The 14,314-nt window shown below is 74.5% G+C and carries 14 protein-coding genes and 1 pseudogene; 10 read left to right on the top strand and 5 right to left on the bottom strand.

Annotated elements, in window-relative coordinates; translation table 11 throughout:
• The 3 genes from MPTA5024_RS15035 to MPTA5024_RS15025 all read left to right on the top strand — a co-directional run.
• On the top strand, positions 1 to 1,024 hold a 1,024-nt coding region (locus tag MPTA5024_RS15035), incomplete at its 5' end, for a peptidoglycan-binding domain-containing protein (protein WP_051458201.1).
• On the top strand, positions 1,021 to 1,716 hold the full coding sequence (locus MPTA5024_RS15030; protein WP_036324666.1) for an ABC transporter ATP-binding protein: 696 nt from the start codon (positions 1,021 to 1,023) through the stop codon (positions 1,714 to 1,716). The genes MPTA5024_RS15035 and MPTA5024_RS15030, both read left to right, overlap by 4 nt.
• A complete protein-coding gene (locus tag MPTA5024_RS15025; RefSeq protein ID WP_036324665.1) occupies positions 1,713 to 2,939 on the top strand; it encodes an ABC transporter permease in 1,227 nt (408 codons plus the stop codon). Before MPTA5024_RS15030 ends, MPTA5024_RS15025 begins: the two co-directional genes overlap by 4 nt.
• Before the next feature lie 3 nt (positions 2,940 to 2,942).
• Here the strand turns inward: MPTA5024_RS15025 and MPTA5024_RS15020 are convergent, their stop codons facing one another.
• Positions 2,943 to 3,725 carry an ABC transporter permease subunit gene (locus MPTA5024_RS15020; RefSeq protein WP_036324664.1) on the bottom strand — a complete coding sequence of 261 codons (783 nt, stop codon included), beginning with the start codon at positions 3,723 to 3,725 and terminating at the stop codon, positions 2,943 to 2,945.
• On the bottom strand, positions 3,722 to 4,633 hold the full coding sequence (locus MPTA5024_RS15015; RefSeq protein ID WP_036326243.1) for an ABC transporter ATP-binding protein: 912 nt from the start codon (positions 4,631 to 4,633) through the stop codon (positions 3,722 to 3,724). The genes MPTA5024_RS15020 and MPTA5024_RS15015 overlap by 4 nt, the downstream gene beginning before the upstream one ends.
• A 155-nt stretch (positions 4,634 to 4,788) precedes the next feature.
• On the opposite strand from MPTA5024_RS15015, the gene MPTA5024_RS15010 reads away from it, so the two are divergent.
• Genes MPTA5024_RS15010 through MPTA5024_RS15000 form a run of 3 tightly spaced genes read left to right on the top strand, consistent with a single transcriptional unit; the run spans position 4,789 to position 8,125 of the window.
• Positions 4,789 to 5,985: a sensor histidine kinase gene (locus MPTA5024_RS15010; protein ID WP_198167164.1), complete on the top strand. Its 1,197-nt coding sequence runs from the start codon at positions 4,789 to 4,791 to the stop codon at positions 5,983 to 5,985.
• A 2-nt stretch (positions 5,986 to 5,987) separates the two neighbouring features.
• A complete protein-coding gene (locus MPTA5024_RS15005) occupies positions 5,988 to 6,668 on the top strand; it encodes a response regulator (protein WP_036324663.1) in 681 nt (226 codons plus the stop codon).
• Entirely contained in the window at positions 6,665 to 8,125 is a 1,461-nt protein-coding gene (locus tag MPTA5024_RS15000) for a dihydrolipoyl dehydrogenase family protein (protein WP_269750580.1), read from the top strand. Before MPTA5024_RS15005 ends, MPTA5024_RS15000 begins: the two co-directional genes overlap by 4 nt.
• A gap of 148 nt (positions 8,126 to 8,273) precedes the next feature.
• On the opposite strand, the gene MPTA5024_RS14995 is transcribed toward MPTA5024_RS15000, so the two are convergent.
• A complete protein-coding gene (locus tag MPTA5024_RS14995) occupies positions 8,274 to 8,906 on the bottom strand; it encodes a uridine kinase (RefSeq protein ID WP_036324662.1) in 633 nt (210 codons plus the stop codon).
• 189 nt (positions 8,907 to 9,095) lie between these two features.
• Here MPTA5024_RS14995 and MPTA5024_RS14990 point away from each other — a divergent pair, with 189 nt between their 5' ends.
• From MPTA5024_RS14990 to MPTA5024_RS14980, 3 genes are all read left to right on the top strand, one after another.
• On the top strand, positions 9,096 to 10,484 hold the full coding sequence (locus tag MPTA5024_RS14990; RefSeq protein WP_036324661.1) for a cytochrome ubiquinol oxidase subunit I: 1,389 nt from the start codon (positions 9,096 to 9,098) through the stop codon (positions 10,482 to 10,484).
• 24 nt (positions 10,485 to 10,508) lie between these two features.
• Positions 10,509 to 11,474, top strand: coding sequence for a cytochrome d ubiquinol oxidase subunit II (gene cydB, locus MPTA5024_RS14985; protein WP_036324660.1), 966 nt, complete (start codon positions 10,509 to 10,511; stop codon positions 11,472 to 11,474).
• Between the two features lie 186 nt (positions 11,475 to 11,660).
• Entirely contained in the window at positions 11,661 to 12,011 is a 351-nt protein-coding gene (locus MPTA5024_RS14980) for a hypothetical protein (RefSeq protein ID WP_051458200.1), read from the top strand.
• Positions 12,012 to 12,206: 195 nt separating this feature from the next.
• Here MPTA5024_RS14980 and MPTA5024_RS14975 read toward each other — a convergent pair whose 3' ends face one another.
• Together MPTA5024_RS14975 and MPTA5024_RS14970 are read right to left on the bottom strand one after the other, a co-directional pair.
• On the bottom strand, positions 12,207 to 12,614 hold the full coding sequence (locus tag MPTA5024_RS14975; RefSeq protein ID WP_036324659.1) for a pyridoxamine 5'-phosphate oxidase family protein: 408 nt from the start codon (positions 12,612 to 12,614) through the stop codon (positions 12,207 to 12,209).
• A gap of 51 nt (positions 12,615 to 12,665) precedes the next feature.
• Positions 12,666 to 13,307 carry a response regulator transcription factor gene (locus MPTA5024_RS14970; RefSeq protein WP_036324658.1) on the bottom strand — a complete coding sequence of 214 codons (642 nt, stop codon included), beginning with the start codon at positions 13,305 to 13,307 and terminating at the stop codon, positions 12,666 to 12,668.
• 87 nt (positions 13,308 to 13,394) lie between these two features.
• On the opposite strand from MPTA5024_RS14970, the pseudogene MPTA5024_RS14965 reads away from it, so the two are divergent.
• A pseudogene (locus tag MPTA5024_RS14965) lies at positions 13,395 to 14,314 on the top strand (phosphoketolase); the annotation flags it as partial.

Genomic DNA, 14,314 nt, shown 5'->3' with positions numbered 1-14,314 from the left:
GGTCGCGGTCGCGACCCGCGGCGACCCGCCGCCCGCGCCGCGCGCCGCCGGGATCCCGGTGGCCACGACCACCGTGGTGAAGACCGACCTGTCGGACACCGTCACCCTCCCCGGAACCCTCGGCTTCGGTACGGCCCGGCCCCTGCGGGGAGCAGGGACGGGCCTGGTCACCCGGCTTCCGAAGACCGGGGCGACGACGGTCAGGGGCAGGCCGCTGTACTGGGCGGACGACCGCCCGGTGGCGGTCTTCTACGGCGACACGCCGCTGTTTCGCAGGCTGGGCGCGCTCGGGGCGCGGGGACGTGACGTGGCCGTCGTGGCCGACAATCTGCGGGCCCTCGGTTACGCGCCCGGCTCGGCTCCGGTCCGCTCCCGGTCGTCGGCGCCGCAGGGGACGCCGGCGCCGCCCGGGGAGGTGTTCACCGCGTCGCTGCGCGCGGCACTCAAGCAGTGGCAGCGGGACAACGGCCTCCAACCGACGGGCGTGCTGGACGTCGGGCAGGCCGTGGTGTTCCCCGGCCCGATGCGGGTCGACGCGGTGAAGGCGCAGCTCGGCGACCCGGTCGCGGGGGAGATCCTCTCGGTCACCCGGACGGCCCAGGTGGTGACCGTGCCGGTGGAGACCGCCTCGGCCGGCACGATCCGGCGCGGCGCGAAGGTGCGGATCGTCCTCCCGGACGGCCGCACGGCCGGCGGGACGGTCACCGCGGTCGCGCGGACCGCCCAGGACGCCGCCGACTCCTCGGGACAGTCCCAGACCCGGCTCGACGTCACCGTGACCCCGGCGAAGAGGATCAAGGGACTCGACGCCGCGCCGGTCGAGGTGCGCTTCACCTCCGCCGTACGGCGGGGGGTGCTGGCGGTGCCGGTCGGCGCGCTGCTCGCCCTGCGCGAGGGCGGTTACGCCCTCCAGACGCCCGGGGGCACGCTGCTCGCCGCCAGAACGGGGATGTTCGTCCGGGGGATGGTCGAGGTCGGCGGCCCCGGCATCGCCGCCGGGCTGAAGGTGGTGACCAGCTCATGAGCGGGCCGGTTCCGGTTCTGCGCGTCCGGAGGGCGGGCAAGGTCCATCCGGGCGGGGTGGTCGCCCTCGACGACGTCTCGCTGGACGTCCACGAGGGGGAGCTCCTCGCGATCGTCGGGCCGTCCGGGTCGGGGAAGTCGACGCTGCTCACCATCATGGGCACGCTCGACCTGCCGACCAGCGGCGGCGTGGAGATCGGCGGCCAGGACGCGGGGAGCCTCGGCGACCGGCGGCTGTCCGCGCTGCGCGGCCGTCACCTGGGCTTCGTCTTCCAGCAGTTCCACCTCACGGACGGGCTGAGCGCGGCCGAGAACGTGGCGACCGGGCTGCTCTACGCCGGCGTGCCGCACCGCCGGCGCAGGCCGCTGGCCCTGGAGGCGCTCGACCGCGTGGGGCTGTCCCACCGGGCCGGGCACCTGCCGCACCAGCTGTCGGGCGGCGAGCGGCAGCGGGTCGCGATCGCGCGGGCGCTGGTCAACGGGCCGTCGCTGGTCCTGGCCGACGAGCCCACCGGGTCGCTCGACACGGCCAACGGCAGGGCCGTGCTCGACCTGCTCGTCCGGCTGAACGCCGAGGGCACGACAATCGCGATCGTGACGCACGACCGCGACCTCGCGGCCCGCGCGCCCCGCCGGGTCGAGATCCTCGACGGGCGGGTCGTGGCCGACGTCCGCGCCGGGAGCGCGGCATGAGCGCGGGCGCCCGCGGGGCCCTCACCGGCAGCCGGCCGGTACGGCTGACGCCGCCGGACGTTCTGCGGCTCGGCCTGCTGGGCATCCGCACCCGGAAGGTGCGGGCCGCGCTGTCCGCCCTCGGCATCGCGATCGGGGTCGCGACCGTCATCGTGGTGATCGGCATCCCGGCGAGCGGACAGAAGGCGCTGATGGAGCGCCTGTCCGCGCTCGGCACCGGCATGCTGCGCGCCGAGCCCGTGCCCAACCAGGATCCCCCCGTCCTGCTGCCCGAGGACGCCGACCGGATGGCCGCCCGCATCGGGCCGGTCACGACGGCCGCCGCGGTCGCCAACACGCATGCCGTCGTGGCCCGCTCGGACCGGGCGGACGAGGGGGACGCCGCTGGGATCAGCGTCCTCGCCGCCCGCGAGAACCTGCCGGCCGCGATCCACGGGCGGATCCGCTCGGGACGGTTCCTGAGCGCGCCGGTCGACCGGTTCCCGGTGGCCGTGCTGGGATATCAGGCGGCCGTCCGGCTGGGCATCGGCGACCTGGCCGCGGGGCGGGAGCCGCCGCAGATCTCCGTCGGCGGCCACTGGTTCACGGTCATCGGGATCCTCGACGCCGTGCCGCTGGCCCCCGAGATCGACCGATCCGTCCTGGTCGGCTGGGAGGCCGCCCGCCGCCTGCTCCGCTTCGACGGCCACCCCACCGTGGTGTACGTCCAGGCGAGGGAGGACGCCGTGGAGGACGTCCGGGCCGTGCTCCCCGCCACCGTCGCCCCTCAGACGCCCGGCCTCGTGCTCGTCGGGAGGCCGTCCGACGCCCTGGCGGCCAAGCGGGTGACCGAGACCGCGTTCTCGGCGCTGTTCCTCGGCCTCGCCGGCGTCGCCCTGCTGGTCGGTGGCATCGGGGTGGCCGACACCATGGTGGTCTCGGTGCTGGAGCGGCGCCGGGAGATCGGCCTGCGGAGGGCGCTCGGGGCGACCCGGGGACACGTCCGGGCCCAGTTCCTCGCCGAGTCGGTCGCGCTGTCGGGCCTCGGGGGGCTCGCGGGGGTCGCCCTGGGCGTGCCGGCGGCGGTCGGCTACGCGCTCGCCCAGGGCTGGCCCCCCGTCGTGCCCGCGGCCGCCGTGGCCGGGGGCGTGGCGGGCGCCGTCGCGGTCGGCGTGGTGGCGGGCCTGTACCCGTCGGTCCGCGCCTCCCGCATGCCCCCCGCCGGCGCCCTGGCCGCGGTCTGACGTTCAGGCGTCCCTGCGGGTGAGCGCGGCCGCCGCCAGGCCGTACGGCACGAGCACGTAGGCGGCGTTCACGGCGAGCGCGGCGAGGGGGGACAGGAGCGAGCCGCCGACCGAGTACGGGTTGCCGGTGCCGGCGATCTGGCCCGCGAGCGCCCCCGGCAGCACCGAGCCGAGGCGTTCATCCCAGGGGGCGGGGACGTTGTTCGCGACGATGGGGATCACGTACCAGATCGCCACGAGGACGGCCACGGCGGCGGCCGTCGAGCGCGCGATCGCCCCGGCGAACAGCCCGAGCAGCGCGAACGTCGTGATCGACAGGCCCATCGCGCCGAGCTGCGGGAGCTCCCGGAGGAACGGCTCGGTCGGCTGTCCCCGCATCGTCCGGCCGCCGATGATCCACCGGCCCAGCAGGGACGTGGCGGCGACGGCCGCCAGGCCGCAGGCCAGCGCGAGGGCCCCCACGACCGCCGCCTTCGCCGCGAGCACCGACTGCCGGGAGGGCATCGCGGTGAACGTCAGGCGGATCATGCCGGTGCCGTACTCGCCCGTGAACGAGATCACGCCCAGCACCGCGAAGCACAGGGACGCGATCCACTCCAGCAGCTCGGGGAGCGGGGCGAGGCCCATCGCGGACCTGCGCGCGGGCGGCAGCCCGTCCCACAGATTCGCGGCATACCAGGCCAGCAGGGCCATCAGCCCGACGGAGACGGCGACGACCGCCAGCACCAGGCGGGTGGACCGGGCCGACCACAGCTTGCGCCATTCGGCGGCGAGGACGTAGGTCACCGCTCCGCCCTCCCCGCGGCGTGCTCGGTCGCGCCGTCCGTCAGGCGCAGGTAGATCTCCTCCAGCGAGGCCGTCCTCGGGGTCACCTCGTGGACCGGGATCCCGTGCCGGGCGGCCAGCTCGCCGATCTCGGCCGCGCCCACCCCGCTCACCGTCAGCCCGCCCTCCGCGCCGGTCGCCACCTCCGCCCCGGCCTCGGCGAGCAGTCGGGCCAGCTCGCCCGCGCGCGGGGTGCGGACCAGCACCCCCCGGGGGAAGCGGGCGGCCAGCTCGCCGAGGGAGGTGTCCGCGATCAGCCGTCCCCTGCCGATGACCACCAGATGGTCGGCCGTGAGCTCCATCTCGCTCATCAGGTGGCTGGACAGCAGCACCGTCCGGCCCTCGGCCGCCAGCCCGCGCAGCAGCCCGCGGATCCACCGGACCCCGTCGGGGTCGAGCCCGTTGACCGGCTCGTCCAGCATCAGCACGCCCGGGTCGCCGAGAAGGGCCGCCGCGATGCCGAGCCGCTGCTTCATCCCCAGGGAGAACCGGCCGATCCGGGTGCGGGCGGCGCCCGCGAGCCCGGCCAGCTCCAGCACCGCCGCCACCCGGTCGCGCCCGATCCGGTTGCTCCGGGCGATCCACCCGAGATGGCCCAGTGGAGTGCGGCCGCCTTGTACGGCCGTGGCGTCCAGCAGGGCACCCACCTCGCGGAGCGGATGCCGCATCTCGCCGTACCGGCGGCCCCCGATCAGCGCCGTCCCCGCCGTCGGCCGGTCGAGCCCGAGGATCACCCGCATGGTCGTGGACTTCCCCGCGCCGTTGGGGCCGAGGAAGCCCGTCACCCGTCCTGGTTTCACGTGGAACGTCAGGCGGTCCACGGCGACCGTGCCGCCGTACCGCTTGGTCAGATCCGTCACGTCGATCACGGTCCGACGGTCCCGCGCCGCGCCCCTCCCGCGCATCGGACCGGCGTCCGAGATCGCCGCTCGTCTCCCGGTCGTACGGCGGCCGGGGGTCCGCCCGGAGGATGACCGACCACGGGCGGAGGCGCCCGGCGGGGCCGGCGGGCTACCGTTGCCGGGTGGACGATCCGGGCGTTCGGCCGCTGTTCCCCCGGGCGCTGCGCCGCTGGGAGCTCGTCGGGCTCGACGCGCTCGCCGGGACGGGATACGGCCTCGTGCTGCTCGTGGGCGCGCTCGCGCGGCCGTCGCCCGTGCAGCCGTGGGCCCGGTGCCTGATCGTCGCCGCCGTCGCGCTGCCCGTCGCGGTCCGGAGGCTGTGGCCGCTGCCCGTGTTCGCGGTCGTCCTCACGGCGTCCGCGGCCGGGCTCGCGCTCGGGGTCGTGCGGGAACCGTTCGCGGCGGCGGCGTACGCCCTGTACACGGTGGCCCTGACCGCCCCTCGCCGACGGCGTGAGCCGACGCTCGCGATCGGCCTGCTCAGCGCGCTGACCGCGCTGCTCGCCACCGTCGGCGGCGGTTCCCCGCAGACCCCCGGCCGCGACGTCGCCGGGTGGGTCCTGACCGGGTGCGTGGCCGCCGGCGGGGCCTGGACGATCGGCCGCGCCGTGCGGGAACGGAGGGCCTACGCCGCGCGCTCGGCCGGGCAGGCCGCCGAACGCGCGGTGACGGAGGAGCGGCTGCGGCTCGCCCGCGAGCTCCACGACGTCGTGTCCCACACGCTCAGCGTGATCGGGGTGAAGGCCGCGATCGCCGCCCACGTGGCGGGCGAGCGGCCGGACGAGGTGCGCGACGCGCTGCGCGTCATCGAGACCACCAGCCGGGAGGCGCTGGCCGAGATGCGCCGCATGCTCGGCGTCCTGCGGTCGGGGGAGGGCCCCGCCGACCTCGGGCCCGTCCCCGGGCTCGCCGCCCTGCCCGACGTCGCCGGCCGCGCCGCGCTGGCGGGGGTGCGGGTGGACCTCGACGTACGGGTGGAGGGGCGGCTGCCCGACGGCGTGGAGCTGTCGGTCTACCGGATCGTGCAGGAGGCGGTCACCAACGTGGTGCGGCACGCGGCCCCGGCCCGCTGCCGCGTGGTCGTCGAGCGCGCGGCGGACGAGGTGCGGATCGAGGTGACCGACGACGGGCCCGGCGCGCGGGTGCTGCCCGCGGGGAACGGCCCCGGTGGGCACGGTCTCGCCGGGATGCGCGAGCGCGCCGCGCTGTACGGCGGGGACCTCACGGCTGGGCCGCTCCCCGGCGGCGGCTTCCGCGTGCACGCCCGCCTGCCGCTCGACCCCGTCCCCTACGGCGCGGGGCTCCGGGAGGAGGGGTGAGCATGCCCGAACCGATACGGGTGCTGGTGGCCGACGACCAGGCCCTGCTGCGCGGCAGCTTCCGGCTGCTGATCGACACCGCCCCCGGCCTCGTCGCGGTCGGCGAGGCGGCGACCGGGGCGGAGGCGGTCGAGGCGGCCAGGCGCGAGCGCCCCGACGTGGTGCTGATGGACGTCCGCATGCCGGAGATGGACGGGATCGAGGCCACCCGGCTGATCTGCCGCTCCCCGGAGACGGCCGGCGTCCGGGTGCTGATCCTCACGACGTTCGACCTGGACGAGTACGTGTACGGCGGGCTGCGGGCCGGGGCCAGCGGGTTCCTGCTGAAGAGCACCCCGCCGGCCGGCCTGCTCGCGGGCATCCGCGTCGTCGCCGAGGGCGAGGGGCTGCTCGCCCCGAGCGTGACCCGCCGCCTGATCGAGGAGTTCGCGCGGGGCGGCGAGACCCGGCCGGCGCCCGTCCGGGGGCTCGACGGCGTGACCGAGCGGGAGCGCGAGGTGCTGGTGCTCGTGGCCCGCGGGCTGTCCAACGCCGAGATCGCCGCGCGCCTCCACCTCAGCACGGCGACCGTGAAGACCCACGTCGGCCACCTGCTGGCCAAGCTCGCCGCCCGGGACCGGGCCCAGCTCGTCATCGCCGCGTACGAGTCGGGGCTCGTGTCGGCCCCCTCCCACCCCTCGTGACAGGCTGGACGGCGGACGACGTGCCGTACGAGGTGGGGGTGCCCATGCCTGACGAGTTCGATGTGATCGTGATCGGCGCCGGCCCGGCCGGCGAGGTCGCCGCCGGCCGGGCGGCGGCCGCCGGGCTGAGCGTGGCGGTGGTGGAGAAGGAACTGGCGGGCGGCGAGTGCTCCTACTGGGCCTGCATCCCGAGCAAGGCCCTGCTCCGCCCGGTCGACCTGGCCGGGGAGGCCCGGCGGGTGCCCGGGGTCGAGATGGCCCCGATCGACGCCAAGGCCGTGCTCGCCTGGCGGGACTCCATGGTGTCCGGGTACGACGACAGCGGTCAGGTGCGGTGGATCGAGTCGGCCGGCGTGACGCTCGTACGCGGGCGGGGCCGCCTGGCGGGCGAGCGGCGGGTGGAGGTCGAGACGCCGGGCGGGGACACGCGGGCGCTGACCGCCCGGCAGGCCGTCGTGCTGGCGACCGGGAGCACGGCCGTGATCCCGCCGGTGCCTGGGCTGGCCCACGCCCGGCCGTGGACCAACCGGGAGGCCACGGGTGCCCGCGCCGTGCCCGGGCGGCTGGTCGTGGTCGGCGGCGGCGTCGTGGCCTCCGAGATGGCCCAGGCCATGCGCGGCCTCGGCGCCCGGGAGGTCACGATGGTGGTGCGCGGCGGCGGGCTGCTGGCGCGGCTGGAGCCCTTCGCGGGCGAGATGGTGGCCGCCTCGCTGACCGGCCAGGGGGTCGAGCTCCTCACGAACGAGAACGTCGAGAAGGTCGAGCGGCCCGATCCGGAGGGCGAGGTGACCGTGCGCCTGGCGAGCGGGCGGACGCTGGTCGCCGACGAGATCCTCGTGGCCACCGGCCGCCGCCCGGCCACCGGCGACCTGGGTCTCGCCACCGTGGGGCTGGAGGAGCGGGGGCCCGTCCGGGTCGACGGGTCGATGCGGGCCACCGGCGTCGGGGACGGCTGGCTCTACGCCATCGGCGACGTCAACGGCCTCAGTCCGCTCACGCACATGGGCAAGTACCAGGGCCGCGTCTGCGCCGACGTGATCGTGGCGCGGTCGCGGAACGCCGCCGACGACCGGCCGTCCATGCGCGACCGGGCCGACGGCATGGGCGCGCCGCAAGTTATCTTCACGGACCCGCAGGTGTGCGCGGTCGGCAGGACCGAGGCACAGGCCCGGGCGGACGGCCTCGACGTGCGCGTGGTCGAGTACGAGATGGGCCAGGTCGCGGGCGGCGCGCTGCTCGGCGAGGGATACCGGGGACGGGCCAAGGCGGTGGTCGACGAGCGCCGCCGTGTGCTCCTCGGCGTGACGTTCGCGGCGCCGGGCGCCGCCGAGCTGCTGCACGCCGCGACCATCGCGGTCACGGCGCAGGTCCCCCTCGACGACCTGTGGCACGCCGTCCCGTCGTTCCCCACGGTCAGCGAGGTCTGGCTGCGGCTGCTGGAGGAGTACGGGCTCTGACGTCCGCGAGCCCCGCGTCGACTACCGATGCGGGGCGCGGCGTCGTCCCGGCGCCGGGTGTCACGTCCGGGCTGCGCCTGCTCGGGCGTCACGCCTGCTCGGTGATCAGGGCGGGGTGCCCGGTCGTCCGGTTCCGCCTGCTGGGGCGTCACTCCCGATCGGTGACCAGGGCGGGGTGCCGGGGGTCCTCGACGCGGACCACCACGTCGGCCGTGCTCACCGGCTCGACCTCGCGCTCGTAGCGCTCGTAGGCGGGCAGCGTCCACCGTTCGGCGTCGGCGGTGCGCCGCGCGAGCGCGGCGGGCGACATCGACAGGTGGACGGTCAGGTCGAACGGCAGGCCCCGGCCGAGCAGGAGCGCGCCGTCCACCAGCACGACCCCGCCGGGCGGCAGCGTCACGTAGCCGGCGCGGGTCGCCCGGTCGCGCTCGCTGTCCCACAGCGAGGGCAGCACCCTGCCCGTACGGCCGGGCCCGAGCGGGCCGAGCACCTCCCGGACGAGCCCGCGCACGTCCAGCCACTCGTCGTAGAACACGTCGGGATCGGTCCTGCCGAACTCGAAGCGGAGCGAGGCCGGGCGCAGGAACCCGGCCGCCGGCACCCGCAGCGCCTCCCTCCCGCGCAGGCGCAGCGGGCCGACCAGGTCGTCCGCGAGCCGTCCCGGCCCGGCAGGAGGGGCGCCGTCGACCGCCACCCGCACCCATCCGCCGCCGGGGACGGCGGCGACGCGGTCGGCGAGCTCCTCGACCAGCAGCGTTGGGGAGACGGGTCGGGCGCGCACCCCTCCATCATCCCCGCCGCCGGGCCCCGCCCGTCCGCCTCCCCTCGCCCGCCGGCCCCGCCGCGCGGTCGTCATGACGTATTCGGCGCAGGGACCAAGGTCCTGCGAGCGGAGGCCGCGCGGCCCTACGGGCAGGGCGGGCTCCTCCGTCACGCTGCGGATGTCCCCGCTGACGACTGTGGAGCCCCGATGGACGTCCTCGACCTGTCCCGATGGCAGTTCGGCATCACGACCGTGTACCACTTCCTGTTCGTGCCGCTGACGATCGGCCTGTCGGCCCTCGTGGCCGGATTCCAGACGGCGTGGTACCGGACGGACAATCCCGCCTACCTCCGGATGACGAGGTTCTGGGGCAGGCTCTTCCTGATCAACTTCGCCATGGGCGTGGTGACGGGCATCGTCCAGGAGTTCCAGTTCGGCATGAACTGGAGCGCCTACTCGCGCTTCGTGGGGGACGTGTTCGGCGCGCCGCTCGCCATGGAGGGCCTGATGGCCTTCTTCCTGGAGTCGACCTTCCTCGGCCTGTGGATATTCGGCTGGGACAAGCTGCCCCGCGGGCTCCATCTCGCCACGATCTGGCTGGCCGCCTTCGGCACCACCATCTCCGCGTACTTCATCCTCGCGGCCAACTCCTGGATGCAGCACCCGGTCGGGTACCGGCTCAACCCCGCCACCGGCCGGGCCGAGCTGACCGACATCTGGGCCGTCCTCACCAACGTCACCACGCTGGCGACCTTCCCCCACGTGATCTTCGGGGCGTTCGTCACGGCCGGGGCGTTCGTCATCGGCGTGAGCGCCTGGCAACTCGCCCGCGGGCGCGAGACCGACCTGTTCCGCGTCTCGGCCCGCGCCGCGATGGTCGTGACGCTGGTCGCGGCCGTCGGGGTGTCCCTGTCGGGGCACTGGCAGGCGCAGATCATGACGAGGCAGCAGCCGATGAAGATGGCGGCCGCCGAGGCGCTGTGGGAGGACGAGAGCTCCGCCGGCTTCTCGCTGTTCGCCGTCGGCGACGTCCGCGACGGCCGCAACCACGTCAACGTCCAGATCCCGTACGGCCTGAGCCTGCTGGCGACCAATACGCCGGACGGCAGGGTCGAGGGCATCAACGACATCCAGGCCCGCTACCAGGCGACGTACGGCCCGGGCGACTACCGGCCGATCGTCGGCCTCGCCTACTGGTCGTTCCGGCTCATGATCGGGTTCGGCGCGCTCGCGGGGCTGCTGGCCCTCGCCGGCCTGTGGTTCACCCGGAGGCGGAGGCTGCCGGAGAACCCCTGGTTCTACCGGATCGCCGTCATCGGGATCGGGCTGCCGTTCCTGGCCAACTCGCTGGGCTGGATCTTCACCGAGATGGGCCGGCAGCCGTGGACGGTCTTCGGGATCATGCGCACCTCGGCGGCCGTGTCCCCCGGCGCGAACGTGACCGAGGTCGCCGTCACGCTCGCCGGCTTCACCCTCGTCTACGCCGTGCTCGCGTTCATCGAGGTCAGGCTGCTGCTCAAGTTCGTGCGCCGCGGCCCCGACCCGGTGGGCTCGGCCGAGGAGCCGGTCGACACCCTGCCCGCCCTCTCCTACTAGCGTCGACCAACTAAGGAACGTGCAATGGAACTCACCACCGTCTGGTTCCTCCTCATCGCCGTCCTGTGGACCGGGTACTTCCTCCTTGAGGGGTTTGACTTCGGCGTCGGCATCCTGCTGCCCGTCCTCGGCACGGACGAGGCCCGCCGCCGCACGCTCGTCCGGTCGATCGGGCCCGTGTGGGACGGCAACGAGGTGTGGCTGCTGGTCGCGGGCGGCGCCACGTTCGCGGCGTTCCCCGAGTGGTACGCCACCCTGTTCAGCGGCTTCTACCTGCCCCTGTTCCTCATCCTGATCGCCTTGATCGTCAGGGGGGTGGCGCTGGAGTACCGTTCGAAGAGCGACGTCACGAAGGGCTGGGACCGGGCCTTCTTCTGGGGCTCGCTCGGCCCGGCGTTCCTGTGGGGGGTCGCCTTCGCCAACGTCGTCCGCGGCGTGCCGCTCGACGCGCGTCACGAGTACACCGGCTCGCTGCTGACCCTGCTCAACCCGTACGCCCTGCTCGGGGGCGTGGCGACGCTGACGCTGTTCACCCTGCACGGAGCCGTGTTCGTCGCGCTCAAGACGACGGGCGAGCTGCGCGACCACGCGAGGGAGCTGGCCCGCACACTGGGCCTGGCCGCCCTCGCGGCCGGAGGCCTGTTCCTCGTGCTCACACAGCTGTCGACCGGGACGGCCGCCACGTGGGCCGGGGTGACGGCGGCCGCCGCCGGCATCGCGGGCGCGGTGGTGGCGACCGTGCGCGGCCGCGACGGCTGGGCGTTCGCCTCCAACGCCGTGGCCGTCGTGGCGGTCACCGCCACGCTGTTCGGGAGCCTGTGGCCCGACGTGATGCCCGCGCTCGACCCGGCCAACAGCCTGACCGTGCACAACGCCGCGTCCACGCCGTACACGCTGGGGGCCATGACGTGGGTGGCGGCCGTCTTCACGCCGGTCGTGCTCGCCTACCAGGGCTGGACGTACTGGGTGTTCCGCCGCCGCCTCTCCTGACCGCCCCCGGCCGGTGGGCCGCGCCCTGTGAGTTTCGCCCGTTGATGGCCTGATTCGTCCCTTGGCGGGATTGCATGATTACCGTCCCTTGAGGTGTCCACGTCCAGAACGATGATCGACGGCTGGATAACGTGACGGGCAGGTCACACCTGGTGACTGCACTCGCACAGGAGGGATACACCAGCAATGATCAAACGACTGCTTCTCGCCGGTTCCGCCTGCGCCGCCTTCGCCGTGATGGCGCCGGCGGCCGCAAACGCGGAGGCCATCGCCCCGCTCAGCCCCGCTCAGCCGGCCGCCGCCGCGGTCACCGCCACCCCGCACGACTGGGGTCACGGCGGATGGGGCGGCCACTGGGGCGGCGGCTGGGGTGGCGGCTGGGGCCGCCACTGGGGCGGCTGGGGCCGTCCGTGGGGCGCGACCTACTGGGCGCCGCCGCTGCTGCCCGCCACCTACCTGGACGCGAGCCTCGTCGTCCTGGACGGTGGCTGCCCCGCCGCCACCGCCGCCTACGTGGCGACTCCTTGCGGCGGCTGAGGTTGGAACAGACGGGTTCGATGAGGGACCCCAGAGGATCTCGACGATAGATCCTCAGGTTGAGCACGGGCGCACCCCCACGCTGTCAGCAGATTCTGATGACAGCGTGGGATCCCGGAAAGAGGGCCGCCACCCGCCGCGCGCCGGCGTCCGTCTCCCGGACCGGGAGACGGACGCCGGAGCCGGTCCTCTCGCTCACTGGTTGATCCGGCGGCCCGAGATCTGCTCGGGCGCCATCACGATGAAGTGGTCGTGGCTCCCGGGAGCCCATGGCGTCAGCGGGAGCGCCGCCAGCCGCTTGATCTCGGCGGGCTCCGACGCGGCCCTCGCGTGACCCACCGCGGTCACCGACCACCCCGTGCGCGTCGCCGGGTCGAACTCGTCGGCCTCGAAGGCGACGACGGCGTTGCGGGCGGCGGCCGCCAGCTTGGAGCCGATCGCCGTGCGGATCACGATGGTCCCCTCGTCCAGGCAGAAGTTGACCGGCTGGACGGCGGGCAGGGCACGATCGGTGAAGACGATCCGCCCGATCGGCGTGGACGCCAGCAGGTCCAGGCACTCCTCCGGGGCCAGGATCTCCAGGCCGGACGCGTCGAGCTTCATGAGGTCAAGCCTGCTGCCGCGGGACAGCGGCCATTAGGGGCGAAGGTCCCGTCATCGGTGTCGATCGGCCTTGAGCCGGGCGGCGAGCGCGGCCGCCTGGGTGCGCCGCTGCATGCTGAGCTTGCTCAGCAGGTTGGACACGTAGTTCTTCACGGTCTTCTCGGCGAGGAACAGCCGCTCGCCGATCTGCCGGTTGGTCAGCCCCTCGCCGATGAGCTCGAGGATCTGCCGCTCCTGGTCGGACAGGGCGGCCAGCGGGTCCTTCTTCTCGGCCTGGTCGCGCAGCCGCTGGAGCATGCTCGCGGTGGTCTGGGGGTCGAGCAGCGACTGCCCGGCGGCCACCGTGCGGACCGCGCCGACCAGGTCGGAGCCGTGGATCTGCTTGAGCACGTAGCCGGACGCCCCCGCCATGACGGCGTCGAACAGGGCCTCGTCGTCGGCGAAGGACGTGAGCATCAGACAGGCCAGCTCGGGCATCCGGGACCGGACCTCCCGGCAGACGTCCACGCCGCTGCCGTCCGGCAGCCGCACGTCGAGCACGGCGACATCCGGCCGCAGCGCCGGGATGCGGGCGACGGCGGACTCCGCCGTGCCGGCCTCCCCGACCACCTCGATGTCGTCCTCGGCGTCGAGCAGCGCGGCGACGCCCCGCCGTACGACCTCGTGGTCGTCCACCAGGAACACGCGAATCATGTCTCGGACGTTAGCCGACCGTTCGGCGGCCCCGGTAGTGACGAAGGTCCCTTACGTGGGGCGGCGGCGGCGGGAGACGCTCATGACATGGACGACCTCGATCGCGTCGACGCCTACTGGCGGGCCGCCAACTACCTGTCGGTCGGGCAGATCTACCTGCTCGACAACCCGCTGCTCGCCGAGCCGCTGAAGCCTGAGCACGTCAAACCGCGCCTGCTGGGCCACTGGGGCACCACTCCCGGGCTGAACTTCTGCTTCGCGCACCTCAACCGGGTGATCCGCGAGCGCGGCCAGGACATGATCTACATCGCGGGCCCGGGCCACGGCGGCCCGGCCGCGGTCGCCCACGCCTGGCTGGAGGGCTCCTACACGGAGCTGTATCCGCACATCACCCAGGACGTCGCGGGGATGCGGAGGCTGTTTCGCCAGTTCTCGTTCCCCGGCGGCATCCCGAGCCACGTCGCCCCCGAGACTCCCGGGTCGATCCACGAGGGCGGCGAGCTCGGCTACGCCCTCGCCCACGCGTACGGCGCGGCCTTCGACAACCCGGAGCTGGTCGTGGCCTGCGTGGTCGGCGACGGCGAGGCCGAGACCGGCCCGCTGGCCGCAAGCTGGCACTCCAACAAGTTCCTCGACCGCGAGCGCGACGGCGTGGTGCTCCCCATCCTGCACCTGAACGGCTACAAGATCGCCAATCCGACCGTGCTGGCCCGGATCCCGGAGGAGGAGCTGGTCAAGCTCTTCGAGGGGTACGGCTACCGCCCCCACATCGTCTCGGGCGACGACCCCGCCGTCATGCACCCCCTGATGGCGGAGACGCTCGACGCGGTCTTCGACGAGATCGCGGAGTACAAGGCCGGGCGGTCCGACCGGCTGCCGATGCTGGTCCTCCGTACGCCCAAGGGGTGGACAGGCCCCCGCGAGGTCGACGGCCTGCCGGTCGAGGGCACCTGGCGGTCCCACCAGGTCCCCCTGGCGGCGGTGCGTGACGACGCCGGGCACCGGGC

The sequence above is a fragment of the Microbispora sp. ATCC PTA-5024 genome (assembly GCF_000511135.2).
GTDB lineage: Bacteria > Actinomycetota > Actinomycetes > Streptosporangiales > Streptosporangiaceae > Microbispora > Microbispora corallina.
Note: the sequence above shows the minus strand (reverse complement) of the source record. Positions and strands in the feature narration are given on the sequence as shown.

Excerpts from the sequence above, each read along its gene's own strand:
- MPTA5024_RS14990 (WP_036324661.1), top strand. The coding sequence starts at position 9,096 with ATGGACGTCCTCGACCTGTCCCGATGGCAGTTCGGCATCACGACCGTG.
- MPTA5024_RS15005 (WP_036324663.1), top strand. The coding sequence starts at position 5,988 with ATGCCCGAACCGATACGGGTGCTGGTGGCCGACGACCAGGCCCTGCTG.
- MPTA5024_RS14980 (WP_051458200.1), top strand. The coding sequence starts at position 11,661 with ATGATCAAACGACTGCTTCTCGCCGGTTCCGCCTGCGCCGCCTTCGCC.
- cydB (WP_036324660.1), top strand. The coding sequence starts at position 10,509 with ATGGAACTCACCACCGTCTGGTTCCTCCTCATCGCCGTCCTGTGGACC.
- MPTA5024_RS15030 (WP_036324666.1), top strand. The coding sequence starts at position 1,021 with ATGAGCGGGCCGGTTCCGGTTCTGCGCGTCCGGAGGGCGGGCAAGGTC.
- MPTA5024_RS14970 (WP_036324658.1), bottom strand. The coding sequence starts at position 13,307 with ATGATTCGCGTGTTCCTGGTGGACGACCACGAGGTCGTACGGCGGGGC.
- MPTA5024_RS15025 (WP_036324665.1), top strand. The coding sequence starts at position 1,713 with ATGAGCGCGGGCGCCCGCGGGGCCCTCACCGGCAGCCGGCCGGTACGG.
- MPTA5024_RS14975 (WP_036324659.1), bottom strand. The coding sequence starts at position 12,614 with ATGAAGCTCGACGCGTCCGGCCTGGAGATCCTGGCCCCGGAGGAGTGC.